This is a genomic window from Neobacillus sp. MER 74, assembly GCF_023714155.1.
In genome coordinates, this window is record NZ_JAMAUV010000004.1 from 41,009 (window position 1) to 58,553 (window position 17,545).

The following is a 17,545-nucleotide window of genomic DNA, read 5'->3' on the forward strand; positions in this document are numbered from 1 at the left end:
TACCCACCACGTTTTGACTTTTTTCTTCTAATACTTCTTTTTTCTTCGCAAGATTTACAACAAGTAATCTATCACAAATTACTGTAGAAAATATTTCCTATGATTACAGGAGGGATTATGAATACTACTTTTTATTTTGATGCTTGGAAGCGATTTGTAAAAGAAGGAATTCTTGATCCGGCACGGTTAAACAAACGAATATCGGAATCCTGGCACCGTTGTAAAAAAGAAAGGGTAAACCCTTATTTAAATAAAGGTCTTGATTTATTATCAAAAGAAGAATTGGATGTCAAAAAAGAAAACAATTCTCTGCTGATCGAAATAGCCTCCCCTTATATAAAAAAGATGGATCAGGCAATAAAAGATTCTGGAATGATGGCACTTTTGGTCGATCCGGATGGATATGTTCTTTCATTAACCGGAAATGAACAAACGTTATCGGATGCAAGAAAAATCAATTTTGTTGAAGGAGTGCGCTGGACTGAGGCTGAGGTCGGTACAAATGCAATAGGGACAGCGTTACAGACAAAAGAAGCGGTAACTATTAATGGGGCTGAGCATTATTCCGTCGCTTCCCATCAATGGAGCTGTTCCGCCACACCTATTTTTCACGATAATGGAAATCTAATGGGCGTCATTGATGTTTCATGCCCAGTTAATTATTCTCACCCCTTTATGCTTGGAATGGTCACTTCGATTTCTTATGGCATTGAAAAAGAAATCAGCAAGCGGGCCTATTTAGAAGAAATAACACTTTTCCAGCAAGCAAGCCATCTGGCAGAGACCTATCAAAACCAGTTCTTTCTGGTATGTAATCAAAAACAAATGATCATATCCGCGAGTAAACCGCTTCGCGATAGGTTCCCTCAATCGATCGGAATGAACTTGTACGAACTATTACATAACGGATACCAAATTGATGCTGAAATGCCTTTTCATTCGAAGGAAAACAACAAGATCATTGGAAGCTGCTATTTTATTTCAGAAGTGCTTACACATCGTAAAAACGTATCAATTCAAGTACAAAGTCATTCAAAACCCTTTATCTTTAAAGGAGAGTGTGGAACGAGTGAGGTTTTTCAACATACGTTAGCCAAGGTTAAGCTTGTAGCTCCAACAGATACCACCGTGTTTATTTCAGGTGAAACCGGTTCTGGAAAAGAGCTGATTGCTCGGGCAATTCATGACAACAGCCCCCGAAAGGATGGCCCATTTATTTCATTAAACTGCGGAGCGATTCCGAAAGAACTTATGGAAAGTGAGCTTTTTGGCTATGTCGAAGGGGCCTTTACCGGGGCAAGGAGGCAAGGATATAAAGGGAAATTTGAACAGGCTCAGAAGGGGACGATCTTTCTTGATGAGATAGGTGAAATTCCGCATTCCATGCAAGTGGCCTTATTGCGTGTACTTCAGGAAAAGATAGTTTCCCCGATTGGGAGTACGAAGGAAATCCCATTGGATGTTCGTGTTATTACAGCAACCCACCGTGATATTATGAAACTTGTAGAAGACGGAATTTTTCGGGAAGACCTCTATTATCGTTTGAACGTTTTTCCAATTGAAGTTCCTTCTCTTAGAAAAAGAAAAGAAGATATCCCGCACCTTATCAGGTATTTCTGTAAAAGAAATGGATGGAACATCCCTAATATGGATGAGCTATCTTATAGATTGAAAGACTATGAATGGGCCGGAAACATAAGAGAATTAATAAACGTTTTAGAGCGGCTGTACATTATGTCTCTTGATGAACAGTCAAGTCAGAATATTTTTGTTAATAGCTTTGATTCTTTAATAATAAGACATCCATCCAGTTCTTCGTCAAATTCTCAAGTAAATAAAGAAGATGCTGAAAAGAAGTTAAATGCCCGAGAAAAAATACAAAAGGACCTAATGGTGGATGCATTAATAAAGACAAAAGGAAATGTAACCGCAGCCGCGAAATTACTAGAAATACCAAGGAGTACTTTTTATAAAAGGCTCCAAAAGTTTGGAATGTAGGATGACATTTGTTCAAACAATATATGGATATTCAAGTATTAATCAATAAAATTAATTAATTGTTCTCAGACTCCACACGTGTGGAGTGCTGTTCACTACTAGTATTGAAAGAATAAAAAGTATTATGTGGCCGTGTAAAAAAACTATCTAGACCCCCGAATAGATTATCGGGGGTTCTTTTTGTGTATATCCCAATTTATTAAACAATTGAAATAAAATTTCATATTTTTATAATAAATTTTAAAAAATAATTCCAATGACGTAATCCTTTTGACCTGTAGAAACGTCTGTTACGGGACTTATGTGGTATAGACTACTGTACACCATTACCTATATGCTTTTACTATAAATTGTAAGCGTCACCATTATCTCGGTATACATAAGGAGACCCGCCTGCAATTCATTCAATTGTATAAAGGAGGACGTATGAAAAGAAAAAAATTTATGATTACAGCAGTTTGTACCATGCTACTAGGCACTTCAACAGTATTTGCCAACAATGACCTTCCTAGTGATCCAACGATTGAAAAGCAAGGGAAACTCACATTCCCATCAAAGCAACCACACCCTGTCTTTACATGGAATTCGACTGTCATCCCTGTTTCGAGCGTACTTCACCCAAGCTCTGCACAAGGAGCCGGAATGGTGGAAGCTCCACTCCAGCAAATCTATCAAATTATGAACCAAGCAATTTCACAAAAATTAATGCCAGGCGCTGTCACATTTGTAGCGAGAGCTGGGAAAATTGTGAAACATGACGCTTATGGCTATTCAGCTCAATACACCGATGGTAAGTTTACCGAAATGGAAAATCCAATTCCAATGGAAAACGACACGATTTTTGACTTAGCGTCTATTAGCAAGATTTTTACTGCTACGGCCGTGATGATTCTTTTTGAAAAAGGATTATTCAATCTTGATGATCCGGTGGCAAAACATATTCCAGAATTTGCTGCAAACGGGAAAGAAAACGTAACGATTCAACAGTTGTTAACCCACACATCCGGTTTTGTCTCCTGGATTCCTCTATATTCAAAAGGGAATTCAAGAGAAGATAGGCTGAAGTTGGTATTAAACCAACCTTTGAAAAATGCACCCGGTACGACTTACGAATACAGTGATTTAAATATGATCACGTTAGGAATGTTAGTTGAGCACCTGTCCGGCCAGCGCCAGGATGAATTTGTCCGGGAGCACATCACAGAACCTTTAGGGATGAAGGATACGATGTACAATCCGCCGGCTTCTTTGAAAAATCGCATTGCTGCGACCGAATACCAGTCAACACCAAATCGTGGTCTCGTCTGGGGAGAAGTTCATGATGAGAATGCTTGGTCATTGGATGGGGTTGCCGGACATGCGGGTGTGTTCTCAACAGCAAATGATCTTGCAAAGCTTGCCCATATTTTTATTAATGAAGGCATGTATGGTGGCAAAAGAATCCTGAAGCCGGAAACGGAACAGTTGCTGCTGCAAAATCAGAATGCCGCATTCCCTGGGAATGACCATGGCCTTGGCTGGGAGCTAGGCCAGGGCTGGTATATGGATGCTTTATCAGAAGGTACCTACTCTTTTGGCCATACGGGGTATACAGGAACTTCGATTGTAGTAAGCCCGAACAATAAAACCGTAGCGATCTTACTGACCAACCGTGTCCATCCGTCAAGAAATATGGGGTCAATGAATCAAACCCGTCGCTTATTTGCTAGAAATGTAGCTGATTCGATTCCTGTCTCGATTCCTGGTAAGAGTGATGCTTGGTTTGCAGGGTACGGCGACAAGTTAAACCGAGTAATGGAAACTGATCTTCAATTATCCAAGGATACCACACTCACGTTCTCCACATGGCACATGATTGAGAATGTATGGGATATCGGATCCGTAGAGATTTATAGAGATGGCAGTTGGCACCAGCTTGCTCAGTTAACAGGCACAAGCAATGGCTGGGAAAAGAAAGAATTGGATATACCTAGTGATTCGACGAAATTACGGTTTTTATATCAAACCGATGGTTCTACAAATTCCCGCGGCTGGTATATTCAGAATCCAAAACTTGATTCAGGAGCTACTCTTTCTTTTGCAAAAAATGAATGGGAGCTAAGGGACTATTAAAAAAAGAATAACTTGAGGAGGAGAAACATGCGAAAATTTTTAAAGACATTTTTGACCTCGTTTCTAGCATTTGCACTCGTGTTGACAGGGATTCCGTTTTCAGGAGCAACAGCAGCTTCAGAAATCGCGGATTTAGTGATTGATCTCAATGTTCCACAGGTTACAAGGGAAGTAAAGAATAATAAACTTGATTTAAACGCACTTCATGTTTATGAGGATGGCCACTTTATGCTGGTCTCTGAGAACTTAAAATGGAAGTCTTCAAATAAGAATGTTGCCTCTATATCTGAAGATGGAGAAGTAACTTTATCCGGTCACAATGGTACAACGTTTATCTCTGTCAGCGATGGCAGCAATACCGACAGAATTTCAATTCAATTTAAGGGAAATCAAGACAATATCCTTGTTGAAAAAGAAAAAGGCGCACGTTATGACCTTATCGGCAATGCCATCGATCACATGACAATGGAAGAAAAAGTCGGACAAATGCTAATGCCTGACTTTAGAAATTGGAATGGCAAAAATGTCACGGTAATGAACGACGAAATTGCAAAGCTTGTAAAGGATTATCATCTTGGTGGTGTGATTTTATTCCGTGAAAATACGGTGACAGCTGAACAGACGACCAAACTAGTGGATGCTTATCAAGAAGCAGCGGAAAAGTATGGACTGTTGATTTCCATTGACCAGGAAGGTGGAATCGTTACACGTCTGCAAACTGGTACCGATATGCCAGGCAATATGGCATTGGGTGCGACTAAATCTGAAGAGCTAGCTGAAAAAGTCGGCAGGACAATAGGTGAAGAGCTAAACGCACTTGGGGTTAACATGAATTTTGGACCAGTGTTGGATGTAAACAATAATCCTGATAATCCTGTTATCGGTGTTCGTTCTTTTGGTGAAGACCCTGAGTTAGTTTCAAAGTTGGGAAATGCTTATATTAAAGGACTTCATGAAACGGGCACTTCGGCCACTGCTAAGCATTTTCCAGGTCATGGAGATACTGCGGTTGATTCACATGTAGGACTTCCATCGGTACCTCATGATCTTAATCGATTAAAGAAAGTAGAATTATATCCTTTCCAGCAGGCAATGGATGCTGGTATTGATGCGATTATGTCAGCGCACGTAACGTTCCCAAAAATTGATGATACAAAAGCAATTTCAAAAAAGGACGGAACAGAAGTCTCTGTACCAGGTACGCTTTCCCACAAGATATTAACGGGTCTAATGCGCGAAGAAATGGGCTTTAAAGGTGTTATCGTAACTGATGCGATGAATATGGGTGCGATTGCCGATCATTTTGGATCCGTTGATGCAGCTATCCGTGCTGTAAAAGCAGGTGCAGATGTCCTATTAATGCCAGTGGGAATCCAAGCAGTGGCAAATGGACTTTATGATTCAGTCAACGCTGGCGATATCTCAGAAGATAGACTTGAGCAGTCAGTAGAGCGGATATTAACCCTGAAATTAAATAGAAGCATTGTTAAGGCGGAAATGGAAAGGAGTCTTGATGAAAAGGTTGCGAAGGCTATTCAAGTAGTAGGTTCACCTGAACATAAAGCAGTTGAAAAAGAAGCAGCAGAAAAATCAATTACGCTTGTAAAAAATAATGATATACTTCCACTTAATGTTTCTCCTGAAGATAAGATTGTTGTGGTTGGTGGGGCGGCTTTCTCTATGAATCTCCTTGCAGCTGAGGTCCAAAAATACCATCCTGGCGCAATTTATATCAATGCTTCAGAATCACTTGATGCTACACAATTAGCACAAGTGAAGGATGCAAAATACATCATTGCTGGAACCTACACCTCAAGTGTTGGAGGCAGAGCCAACGACGCTAGTCAAATGGTGATGATAAGACAACTCATCGAGACTGGTGTACCTGTCATTGCTGTTGGGGCTAGAAATCCATATGACGTTATGTCCTATACGAATGTAGATGCCTATCTTGTTCAATTTGGCTTTAGACCAAAGAGCTTTGAAGCAACAGCAAGTACAATTTTTGGTAAAAATAATCCGACAGGAAAGCTGCCTGTTACGATTTACAACCATGATGGCAGTGTTTTATATGGATTTGATCACGGGTTAGGATACTAAGTAGGGGAGAGATAGAGGGGAATTTAGTTGTGACTGCTTCAAATAGGGGTAGGGCTATATTCCTTAAACTTTGATAGATCAAAAGAGGAGGGGTACTTTTGAAAAAGGGGCTTATAGGTTTATTGGCTCTCGTTCTACTACTTTCGACCGTTTCAGCAGCTGTTGCAAAGAACGCAAAAGAGAAGAAGAATGAAAAATTCCGTTTGGGCGTAGAGGTTTTGTTGCAGGATAAGATTGATTTGATAAAGGATAAGCGCGTCGGCTTAATCACTAATCCGACGGGGGTAGATCAAAACGTTACTAGTATCGTAGATTTACTTTACAATAACACCAATGTAAATTTAACTGCACTTTATGGTCCTGAGCATGGTGTCCGTGGAAGTGCACAAGCTGGTCAATATGTTGAACAATATACGGATGAAAAAACAGGGCTTCCTGTTTACAGTCTTTATGGAAAGACCAAAAAGCCAACACCTGAAATGCTAAGCAATGTCGATGTATTGTTATTTGATATCCAAGATGTGGGGACACGTTTTTACACCTATATTTACACTATGGCACTAGCGATGGAAGCAGCAAAAGAGAACAATATTCCAATTATAGTTCTTGACCGTCCGAATCCAATCAGCGGGACAAAAGTCGAAGGACCTGTGCTCGAGGATAAGTACTCTTCGTTCATCGGTGAATATCCGATTCCTGTTCGCCACGGGATGACCGTCGGGGAATTAGCCAAGCTTTTCAATAGCGAATTTGGTATTGGAGCCGATTTAACGGTGGTGGAAATGGAAGGCTGGAAACGAAACATGTATTACGATGAGACTCCATTAGAATGGATCCTTCCATCACCAAACATGCCAACCCTGGAAACTGCTGTAGTCTACCCAGGGGCTGCCCTTATTGAAGGAACCAATGTTTCCGAGGGAAGAGGAACAACAAAGCCATTTGAATTGATTGGAGCACCGTTCATTAATAGCGACAATTTGGCTGCCAAGTTAAACTCTTACAAATTACCTGGTGTCACATTCCGAGCGGCTTCATTTATACCGACCTTCTCGAAGCATGCGAATGTTTTAAGCCATGGAATTCAAATTCATGTCACAGACCGAAATGCCTATAAGCCGTTTGAAACAGGATTGTATATCGTAAAAACAATCCATGATATGTATCCAAACGATTTCCAATTTAGAGCACCGAATGCAGCAGGAATCTCCTTCTTTGATAACCTTGTCGGTAATGGTTCGATCCGTGCTGATATTGAAGCTGGCAAATCTATTGAAGAAATAAAAGCTGCATGGCAGGCGGGTTTAGATGAATTTAACGGGGTTCGTGAGAAGTATTTATTATATTAATAGGTGTGAGTGGGCCTTCTTTTTAGGAGGCCTCTTTTTAGTACGATTTATCCTTTAAGAAAAAATCAAATTATATTATGGACTAAACTAGTAAAAAAACTATTACGATCTTCCAGTGATTGACGAAACCATTTTATTATTCTGCCTAGTGGGGGAATTACTGACAAGAACCTAAATTATATCGCAAGTACATTAATTACAAGAGAAGTTCACGGGACAAAAAAAGTAAATTATTCCTTGAACCTTTCTTTAAAAAAATGGACAATAGATATTAGTAGTTGGGTTCAACAATTTATTGCAATATTCGCTATATATCTATTACGTAAGGGGGAGGGTTATGGAAACAGCAAAAGGAATTGGTGGAGAAAATGAAAAAGTTCGTACCTCGCGTCAGAAGAAATGGATTTTACTTGGGGTCCTTGTTCTTTTATTCATATCTGTTATGTTAAGCATAGCTGTTATAGAAGTTAATAAAAGTAAATCTAAGCCATTAGTGTTAATAAATCCAACAGAAAAAAAATTTATTAAAACAAAAACAGTGTCAGGTCGTGTTGTACAAAGTCATGCTGAAACGATTTATTTAAATGTAACAAAAGGATCTATACAGGAAATTTTTGTGAAAGAAGGGGAAACTGTTACAAAAGGACAAAAGCTCTTTTCTTATGAAGGATCAACAGTCGCGGCTGAGCTAGGACAAGCAGAAGTAAATAAAAAGCTAGCAGAAACAAGTGTTACTCAGATGAAAGAGCAAATCACTTCATTAGAGCAGGATATACGAGAAGCTGAGTCAACCACTACAACCACTACAACAGATACAACTGATACAACTGATACAACTGATACAACTGATACAACCAATACCACTGATGCAGTTGATATAGCTAACATAGCTACTAAAGCTAGCACGATCCAGTCAATTCAAGCTGAACTAAATAAAGTAAAAGCTGAGCTCCTTGCAGCAGATCTAAAAGTAGAAAAATATACGTTGCAGGCTGAAAAGCTAAAATCTGAGCTCGAAACATTAACTGTCATCAGCAACACTGCTGGTGTAATATCAAACCTGAACCAAAATGTAGGTCAAGGTTTTCGAGCAAAAGAAAATCAGCAACTAGCAATCATGCAAATCGCTTCAAATGATCCGTTTCAAATTGAAGGAAAGCTAACAGAAGCAGAAAAAGCAAAAATTACATCAGGCCAATCTATTACAGTAACTTCTAATGTAGTAGCCAATAAGAAATGGAAAGGAAAAATTTCGGAGGTTAGTGATTATCCTACATATAAAACAAATGCAAATAAGAATAAAGATATACAACAAGAAACTAATCCATACTATTCCTTTAAAGCAAGTCTAGATTCACAAAAGGGCCTATATCCTGGCTACAATACCATGCTAGACGTAGTAGTGCAGTCAAAGCAGTTGCTAGCAGTTCCTGAAACGAGCATCATGGGCTTTGGAAAATCCACCTATGTATATGTACAAAAAAAAGGAAAGATTCAGAAACAAAAGGTAGAAACTGGTCAAAAAGGAGGCAAATGGGTTGCCATACTTAAGGGTTTAAAGGAAGAAGACAAAATAGAAGAAAACCCATCCTGGATTGTTCGCCTTGGTACATCTCTTTTTGATTAGTATTTTACAGGTAAATTATGGTTCATCCTAAACATAATATCGAAACACGACTATATTACTATAATTAATATTATGTATTTCATTTTAACCGATACTCATATATAATGTAGCTTAATTGAATATAAATAACTAGGGGTGTCCAATAAGTTGGGCTGAGAAAGAAACACGCTGAAGTTTCTTGACTCTTGGGACCTGATCTGGATCATACCAGCGTGGGGAAGTTAGAATAGACAATCTTCGATGCAACTATACTTCTGCATACATTTTAGCCGGGTCCAACCATTTATGGTCCCGGCTTTTTGATGTACTTTTATACGCTTATTTACTTGTTATGTTCTGTATCTCGTCCTTTATATTCAAAAAAAAAAGGAGAGATTTATTATGTCAACGACTGCATTAAACGAACAAAATATTTCCATCATGTCTAGTTTTCCAGGAAGTAAAAAAGTATATGTAACAGGCTCGAGATCCGACATTAAAGTACCAATGCGTGAAATTGAGTTAAGCCCTACAACGGGAACGTTTGGTGAAGAGGAAAACCTTCCTATACGCGTATATGATACAAGCGGTCCTTATACGGATCAGAATTATTCTGTTGATATTTCAAAAGGCCTTCCTGCCATTCGAAGCACATGGATCCATGAACGGGCAGATGTTGAAGAATATGAAGGTCGAGAAATTAAGCCTGTAGATAATGGGTATAAGGATGAAAAAGATCCTCGTGCCAATCATAACGTGTTTCCGGGTTTGAAGCGCAAACCATTACGTGCAAAAAAAGGAAAAAATGTTACACAGCTTCACTATGCAAAAAAGGGAATTATTACTCCTGAAATGGAATTCATCGCAATAAGGGAAAATATGAAACCTGAATTTGTGCGTGATGAAGTTGCAAAGGGTCGAGCGATTATTCCTTCTAATATCAATCATCCAGAGTCAGAACCTATGATAATAGGACGTAATTTTCATGTTAAAATCAACGCGAATATCGGTAACTCTGCTGTTTCATCATCCATCGAACAAGAGGTTGAAAAAATGACATGGGCGACACGTTGGGGTGCTGATAATATTATGGATCTATCAACAGGTAAAAACATTCATAAAACAAGAGAATGGATTATTCGAAACTCAGCCGTTCCTGTCGGCACCGTCCCCATTTATCAAGCACTTGAAAAAGTAAATGGTGTTGCTGAAGATCTTACATGGGAGGTTTACCGTGATACCTTGATTGAACAAGCGGAGCAAGGTGTTGATTACTTCACCATTCATGCCGGTGTTCTTTTACGATATGTTCCACTAACGGCAAAACGGTTAACAGGTATTGTATCCCGCGGTGGTTCAATCATGGCACAATGGTGTTTACACCACCATAAAGAAAGCTTTTTATATACTCACTTTGAAGAAATCTGCGAAATAATGAAATCTTATGATGTTGCATTCTCTTTAGGGGATGGTTTACGTCCTGGGTCTATTGCAGATGCGAATGATGAAGCGCAGTTTGCAGAATTAGAGACTCTTGGAGAGTTAACAAAAATTGCTTGGGAGCATGATGTACAGGTGATGATTGAAGGACCAGGCCACGTACCGATGCACCTAATTAAAGAAAATATGGATAAACAACTGGAAGTGTGTCAGGAAGCGCCATTCTACACACTTGGACCTCTTACAACTGATATAGCACCTGGGTATGATCACATTACATCTGCTATTGGGGCTGCCATGATTGGTTGGTATGGGACAGCTATGCTTTGTTATGTAACGCCTAAAGAACATTTAGGTTTACCGAATAGAGAGGATGTTCGTGTAGGGGTTATTACTTATAAAATTGCCGCCCATGCTGCTGATTTGGCAAAAGGACATCCAGGAGCACAAAAAAGAGATGATGCCTTATCAAAAGCTCGTTTTGAATTCCGTTGGAGAGATCAGTTTAATTTATCTTTAGATCCTGAACGAGCGATAGAATATCATGATGAAACTTTACCTGCGGAAGGTGCAAAAACAGCTCATTTCTGTTCAATGTGTGGACCAAAATTTTGTAGCATGAGAATCTCTCAAGATATTCGTAATTATGCGAAAGAAAATAAACTTGATACGAAGGAAGCTATAGAAACAGGTATGAAGGAAAAAGCTAAAGAGTTTAAGGAATCTGGGGGCAGCATATATCAGTAACTTTCCTTAGGAGGTTATACGGATGAATGTTCAAAAGATTAAAGAGGAAATTACCCAAATGAAAACTAGCCTTGCTTTTTTAGAGGGGTATTAAAAAGACAGGCATGTAACCTTACCTTGATTAATAATCGGGTAAGGTTTTTTATTTTTCCCTAAAATCCATAGTAAAAACTATTAATCACTTTTTATTATTACAAATGTAAGAGAAGGTAATTCGCCGCCATAACATGAAAAAAGTATCTTTTTTTAAGTTTCACAGCTTTTCTACATGTTGAATAGACTAGTTTAAAAGAAGTTTATTAAAAAACATGGTGGAGGGAAAGAGCTTGAAGATATACCAAGTGAAAGGGTCGCCTGATAATGTAATGGAATTGTTGGAAATCACAAAGGATGGGAAAGTAAAGCTTAGGGATATCAACAATGATGTGGTCATAGAAACAACAGCACAGGCCTTTGAAATGGCATTTGAACCATCATCACAGTATTCCTTTATGGCAAAACAACAAGCAAATCCACAAGTGATGGATCAAAGCGAACCAGCGGATAGCAATGATATGATCGAAAAATCTCAGGTTAAGGTTGTTAAGGTTTTTGATCGATGCACAGTGGTTGCAGTCATGCTGCCCAATGGGTTTATCATCACCGAATCGGTATCCAGTGTAGATGAGGCATCCTATAACGAAGAAACGAACACTCAGATTTGTTTGGAACGGATTAAACATAAAATTAGTGAGCTCGAAGCTTACAAAAATCAAAGTGCAGAGCTATAGTCAAGTAATAAGAATTATGGGAAATAAAATTGCTGGATGGAAGCAGTGACAAGTTACCTAAATAAAAAAACCCTAGAGACTGCGTGATATCAACGCTTCTAGGGTTTTTATATTGCTGCTTGATAAGGATTGGGATATTTCATTTTAAAATAAAAATTAGGCAACATGAAGGAATGTTATAAATAAGGTAATAGTAGTGAAAAAAATAACCGCTCAATATGTAAACTCAGATTTTGTCTCAATATTCGTTAGAAAAGGAGAGATAGTTTGATGGTATGGACTATTTTTATCTTTCTTCTGATTGTGTTTATTATTGGACCGATTGCCTTATTCATATGGTTACATATTTTAGCAAAGAAACCACAGCATTCGATTATCAGAGCACATCCTTATTTGGGTTGGATGCGCTACATATTAGAAAAGATTGGTCCGGAATTCAGGCAATATTGGTTTGATGATGACAATAGCGGCAAACCATTTTCACGAACCGATTTTTTAGGGATTGTTTTTTCCGCCAAATATCGAAGTGATCTTTTAAGCTTTGGTTCCAAACGTGACTTTGATAAGCCTGGGTATTATATTGCGAATGGATTGTTTCCTTTATTAAATGAAGAATTAAGGGTCAACAATCAAGAAAAAGTCCACTCCATGAAATATAAAATTGATCATGAAGGGTTGTTTACTCGTCACGAACAGCTTGAAAAGGACCAAACCACACGCTGGCTTTACCATGAGGAAGAGACAATCATCGTTGGTGGTGATCGGAAATTTCCATGGAGACTTAGTGGTCCATTTGGTGTTTCGGCCACATCTTATGGAGCCGTCGGGGAAAACTATATCCTTTCAACAGGTCATGGCAGCTATTTGGCAGGTGGTTCATGGATTAATACGGGAGAAGGCGGAGTTGCACCAGAGCATTTAGAAAGTGGTGTCGATGTGGTTGCTCAAATTGGCCCTGGTTTATTTGGTTTTCGCGATGATGAGGGAAATTTTTCGCTGGATGAATTTAAATGTAAAGCAAAGGAACCGAATATCAAAGCCTTTGAGCTTAAATTCGGTCAAGGAGCAAAGATCCGTGGCGGACATCTGGAGGGGTCGAAGGTTTCAACAAAGGTAGCAACTATTCGGAAGGTTCCAGTGGGGCAGACCATTAATTCCCCCAATCGCTTTCCATTTTTGCATAATGCCCTTGAAACATTGGAGTTTATCAAAATGCTGCAAAAGGAAGGCGGAAAACCTGTCGGAATCAAAATCGTCGTTGGACATCCATCCAGCTTGAATGAATTGTTCGAGTCTATGATTCTTCTAAAGATTTACCCAGATTTTATTACGGTTGATGGCGGTGAGGGTGGAACAGGCGCCACTTACAAATCAATGGCAGATACGATGGGGCTTCCTCTATATCCTGCTTTAATCGCGGTTGTTGATAAGGCCCATCAGTTTGGGGTACGAAAGAAGCTGAAAATATTTGCTTCAGGAAAGTTAATTTCAGCTGATAAAATTGCCATTGCCCTTGCAATTGGTGCTGATGCGGTGAACTCTGCGCGAGGTTTTATGATTGCTAACGGCTGTATTATGGCTCTTCAATGCCATACTGGTAAATGTCCTACGGGCGTAACGACCACCGATCCCAAGTATCAAGAGGCACTTGTGCCAGAGGAAAAGAAATGGCGAGTCATGAACTATATTATTAATGTCCGTCAAGGTTTGTTTGCTTTAGCTGCGGCTTGTGGCATTGATAGCCCATGTAAATTCACTCGTGAGCACATTGTCTTTAAAGATGTCGATGGAAGAATAAAAAAGTTATCTGAACTGTTTCCAATGATTGATTCTTAGACCGGATATCTGAGTTTTCAACGTAAAAAAATAACTCCTCCACAGAAAGCATCAACCAAAATTTATGTCAGTTCCCAGGTGAGTTTAAGCATTACTTCACGTGGGGACTGACCCCATCTTTAGTGGGAAGTTCCTTTTATTAACTATTGTGCTAAAGTATTATCGTGGTAAAATATGGTATTTTCCTGTTGACTATTAGAATTAACATCACCTATAATTAACATGGTAATAGAATAATAGACTATGAAGAAGGGAAGGAAACGTATGAGGCAGCGCATAGAAATGGTTACACATTCAAAAATGGGAATAAAAGAGGCTGGACTCCAATTCTAAAAGGAATCGGAATCCAGCCTCTTTCTTTATTATACTAAAGTGATAGAGGAGTGGGAGAAATGATCACATTAACAGGTCAAGATTTAACATTGAAACAAATGAAGGAGATTTTATTTGGTAATCAGAAGGTAAGCGCTTCAGAACTGAGTATGGAGGCGGCTAGAAAAAGTCGGGATGCCGTAGAAAGAATTGTTTCAGAATCAAAAGTAGTCTATGGGATTACCACAGGGTTTGGAAAATTTAGTGACGTCCTTATTGATAAAGATCATGTTCAAGATCTTCAGCTTAATTTAATTCGTTCACATGCTTGCGGCGTAGGTGAGCCGTTTCCAGAGGTTGTCGCGAAAGCAATGGTCCTTCTTCGCGCAAACGCACTATTAAAGGGCTATTCTGGAATTAGGCCGCTTGTTATTGAGAGGTTATTAGATTTAGTAAACAAGGATATTATCCCAGTGATTCCGCAGCAAGGTTCCCTTGGAGCAAGCGGAGATTTGGCACCGCTTTCACACTTGGCTTTAGTGCTAATCGGGGAAGGTGAAGTATTTTATAAAGGAAATCGAATGGATTCACTTGAAGCCTTACAGCTAGAAGGAATTTTCCCAGTCACACTTGAGGCAAAAGAAGGACTTGCACTCATCAATGGAACCCAAGCCATGACTGCAATGGGAGTTGTCGGTTATCTTGAAGCAGAACAACTCGCATTCCAAAGTGAGTTAATTTCCTCGATGACGATTGAGGGATTACAAGGGATTATTGATGCCTTTGCTGAAGAAGTTCATATCGCAAGGGGTTATCAACAGCAAATAGATACCGCGGCACGAATCCGTGGTTACCTAAGCGATAGTTTACTGACGACCACACAAGGGGAGTTGCGAGTGCAGGATGCGTATTCGCTACGCTGTATCCCGCAAGTACATGGTGCCACGTGGCAAGCACTTGATTATGTAAAAGAAAAATTAGAAATTGAGATGAATGCAGCAACAGATAATCCACTCATTTTTGATGATGGTGAAAAGGTCATTTCCGGTGGGAACTTCCATGGACAGCCCATTGCTTTTGCCATGGATTTTATGAAAATTGCTGTTGCGGAAATGGCCAATATATCTGAAAGACGAATTGAACGGTTAATCAATCCGCAGTTAAATGATTTACCGCCATTTTTAAGCCCTGAACCAGGATTACAATCTGGTGCGATGATCATGCAATATGTTGCCGCATCACTTGTATCAGAAAACAAAACGCTGGCACATCCAGCCAGTGTAGATTCGATTCCTTCTTCTGCGAATCAAGAGGATCATGTAAGTATGGGAACAATTGCTTCAAGACATGCTCATCAAATTATTCAGAATACAAGAAAAGTCCTGGCGATTGAGCTTATTTGTGCGATGCAGGCGGTCGAATACCGAGGAGTTGAAAAAATGGCAAGCCAAACCAAACGGCTTTATGAGAAAGGAAGAGAACTTGTTCCTTCTATTAAAAAAGACCGCATTTTCTCAAAAGATATTGAAAAATCTGCTGAGGGTCTGAAAACAATGAATCTGACAAAACTATTTGAGCAAGTCGACAGTGTAAGGTAAATTTCACCATCTAAACTTAATAGAAAAGAAGAAGAGCTTTAACCAACCTACTATTATAAAAAGAGGTGTTATATGCAAAATACGGCACTTAAAGCCCAAGAAACAGTACATGAACATGAGTTTGCCGAACATTTAGAAAGAAAGCTTAAAACGCGACATCTTACCATGATTGCGATCGGGGGAACAATTGGAACAGGGTTATTTTTAACCAGTGGAACCACGATACATGATGCTGGGCCAGGTGGAGCTTTAGCTGCCTATATCATTGCAGGAATCATGGTTTATTTTATCATGGGCAGCTTAGGCGAAATGGCGGCTTTTATTCCGATTTCAGGTTCTTTTAGTACGTATACCTCAAGGTTTGTCGACCCTGCATTGGGTTTTGCCGTTGGCTGGAACTATTGGTACAATAATGCGATTATTTTTGCTTTGGAATTATCAGCCTCGGCATTGATCATGAAATATTGGTTTCCAGATGTCCCAGGAATCATTTGGAGCGCAACTTTCCTTGTCCTAATTTTTGGTCTTAACTTTTTATCCGTAAAGGGGTATGGTGAATCAGAATTTTGGTTTTCATTGATTAAAGTTGCAACCATTTTATTATTTATTGTGGTTGGGTTACTCATGATCTTTGGAATTATGAAAGGCCATAGTGGTGGATTTGATAACTTCACCAAAGGAGAAGCCCCATTTAAAGGCGGCCTATTATCCATATTTAGTGTATTTATGGTGGTGGGATTTGCCTTTCAAGGCACGGAGCTCGTCGGGATTACAGCCGGTGAAAGTGAAAATCCAGCGAAAAATTTACCTAAAGCAGTCAAACAGATCTTCTGGAGAATTTTATTGTTTTATGTGTTGGCGATTTTTATTATTGGTTGTTTAATCAGCTATTCCGATCCAAAATTATTAAGCTCTGATTTAGAGAATATTGCAGTGAGTCCGTTTACGTTAGTATTTGAAAACGCAGGACTTGCCTTTGCGGCTGCTGCCATGAATGCAGTAATCCTTACTTCCGTACTGTCAGCAGGAAATTCCACTTTATACGCTGCATCGCGCGTCCTTTGGGTATTGGCAGAAGAAGGAAAAGCTCCGTCATTCTTGAAAAAAGTAAATAAAGGTGGAGTACCGATTAACGCATTATACATATCAACTCTTGTTGGCATGCTGTGCTTTCTTACCTCCCTTTTTGGTGATGGAACGGTTTATTCTTGGCTATTAAACGCTGCTGGCTTAGCTGGTTATATCTCTTGGTTAAGTATTTCGGTTACACATTATCGATTCCGTAAAGCATATGTGGCACAAGGAAGAGATTTCAAAGACCTGCCCTATAAAGCAAAATGGTTTCCATTAGGTCCGATCTTGGCAACAGTATTATGTTTAATCGCCATGCTTGGAACAAATTACGGGGCATTTATTGGTTCAAAGGTTGACTGGTATGGCGTATTGGTTTCTTATATTGGACTACCTCTATTCTTAATAGGTTATTTAGGTTATAAAAGTATCAACAAAACAAAAATCGTGCCATTAAAAAAGGCCGATTTCAGCAGAGATTAATGGTATATTATTCAGCTATTGCAGGAACGCTATAGAAGGATTTCTAGTTTGGGGTAAGTTCCCCGGTGCGTTAAAACTTTACTCCACCGGGAGACTGGCCCCATCTTTCCTGGCAGAAAAAAG

Annotated in this window: 10 protein-coding genes and 1 riboswitch; all 10 genes read left to right on the forward strand. The window is 39.3% G+C overall.

The genetic code is table 11. The features are described from left to right. Positions 1 to 114: 114 nt before the first annotated feature. The 10 genes from M3610_RS08815 (at position 115) to M3610_RS08860 (ending at position 17,422) form a co-directional block, all read left to right on the forward strand. Entirely contained in the window at positions 115 to 1,998 is a 1,884-nt protein-coding gene (locus M3610_RS08815; RefSeq protein WP_251459011.1) for a sigma-54-dependent Fis family transcriptional regulator, read from the forward strand. Between the two features lie 426 nt (positions 1,999 to 2,424). Further along, on the forward strand, positions 2,425 to 4,110 hold the full coding sequence (locus tag M3610_RS08820) for a serine hydrolase domain-containing protein (protein WP_396953639.1): 1,686 nt from the start codon (positions 2,425 to 2,427) through the stop codon (positions 4,108 to 4,110). 27 nt (positions 4,111 to 4,137) lie between these two features. After that, on the forward strand, positions 4,138 to 6,210 hold the full coding sequence (gene nagZ, locus M3610_RS08825) for a beta-N-acetylhexosaminidase (protein WP_251458463.1): 2,073 nt from the start codon (positions 4,138 to 4,140) through the stop codon (positions 6,208 to 6,210). Between the two features lie 98 nt (positions 6,211 to 6,308). After that, entirely contained in the window at positions 6,309 to 7,559 is a 1,251-nt protein-coding gene (locus tag M3610_RS08830; RefSeq protein ID WP_251458465.1) for an exo-beta-N-acetylmuramidase NamZ family protein, read from the forward strand. 337 nt (positions 7,560 to 7,896) lie between these two features. After that, positions 7,897 to 9,186, forward strand: a complete 1,290-nt coding sequence (locus M3610_RS08835) for an efflux RND transporter periplasmic adaptor subunit (protein ID WP_251458467.1) — start codon at positions 7,897 to 7,899, stop codon at positions 9,184 to 9,186. 121 nt (positions 9,187 to 9,307) lie between these two features. Then, a riboswitch (TPP riboswitch) is annotated at positions 9,308 to 9,422 on the forward strand. A 145-nt stretch (positions 9,423 to 9,567) separates the two neighbouring features. Continuing rightward, on the forward strand, positions 9,568 to 11,352 hold the full coding sequence (gene thiC / locus M3610_RS08840) for a phosphomethylpyrimidine synthase ThiC (RefSeq protein ID WP_251458469.1): 1,785 nt from the start codon (positions 9,568 to 9,570) through the stop codon (positions 11,350 to 11,352). A 326-nt stretch (positions 11,353 to 11,678) separates the two neighbouring features. Beyond that, positions 11,679 to 12,122 carry a Gp49 family protein gene (locus tag M3610_RS08845; RefSeq protein WP_251458471.1) on the forward strand — a complete coding sequence of 148 codons (444 nt, stop codon included), beginning with the start codon at positions 11,679 to 11,681 and terminating at the stop codon, positions 12,120 to 12,122. A 270-nt stretch (positions 12,123 to 12,392) separates the two neighbouring features. Next, positions 12,393 to 13,958 (forward strand): FMN-binding glutamate synthase family protein, encoded by a 1,566-nt coding sequence (locus tag M3610_RS08850; RefSeq protein WP_251458473.1) that lies wholly within the window; start codon positions 12,393 to 12,395, stop codon positions 13,956 to 13,958. 392 nt (positions 13,959 to 14,350) lie between these two features. After that, complete coding sequence (hutH, locus tag M3610_RS08855; RefSeq protein ID WP_251458475.1) at positions 14,351 to 15,868, forward strand: histidine ammonia-lyase; 1,518 nt, start codon at positions 14,351 to 14,353, stop codon at positions 15,866 to 15,868. A 72-nt stretch (positions 15,869 to 15,940) separates the two neighbouring features. Next, positions 15,941 to 17,422, forward strand: coding sequence for an amino acid permease (locus M3610_RS08860; RefSeq protein ID WP_251458477.1), 1,482 nt, complete (start codon positions 15,941 to 15,943; stop codon positions 17,420 to 17,422). Positions 17,423 to 17,545 lie beyond the last annotated feature (123 nt).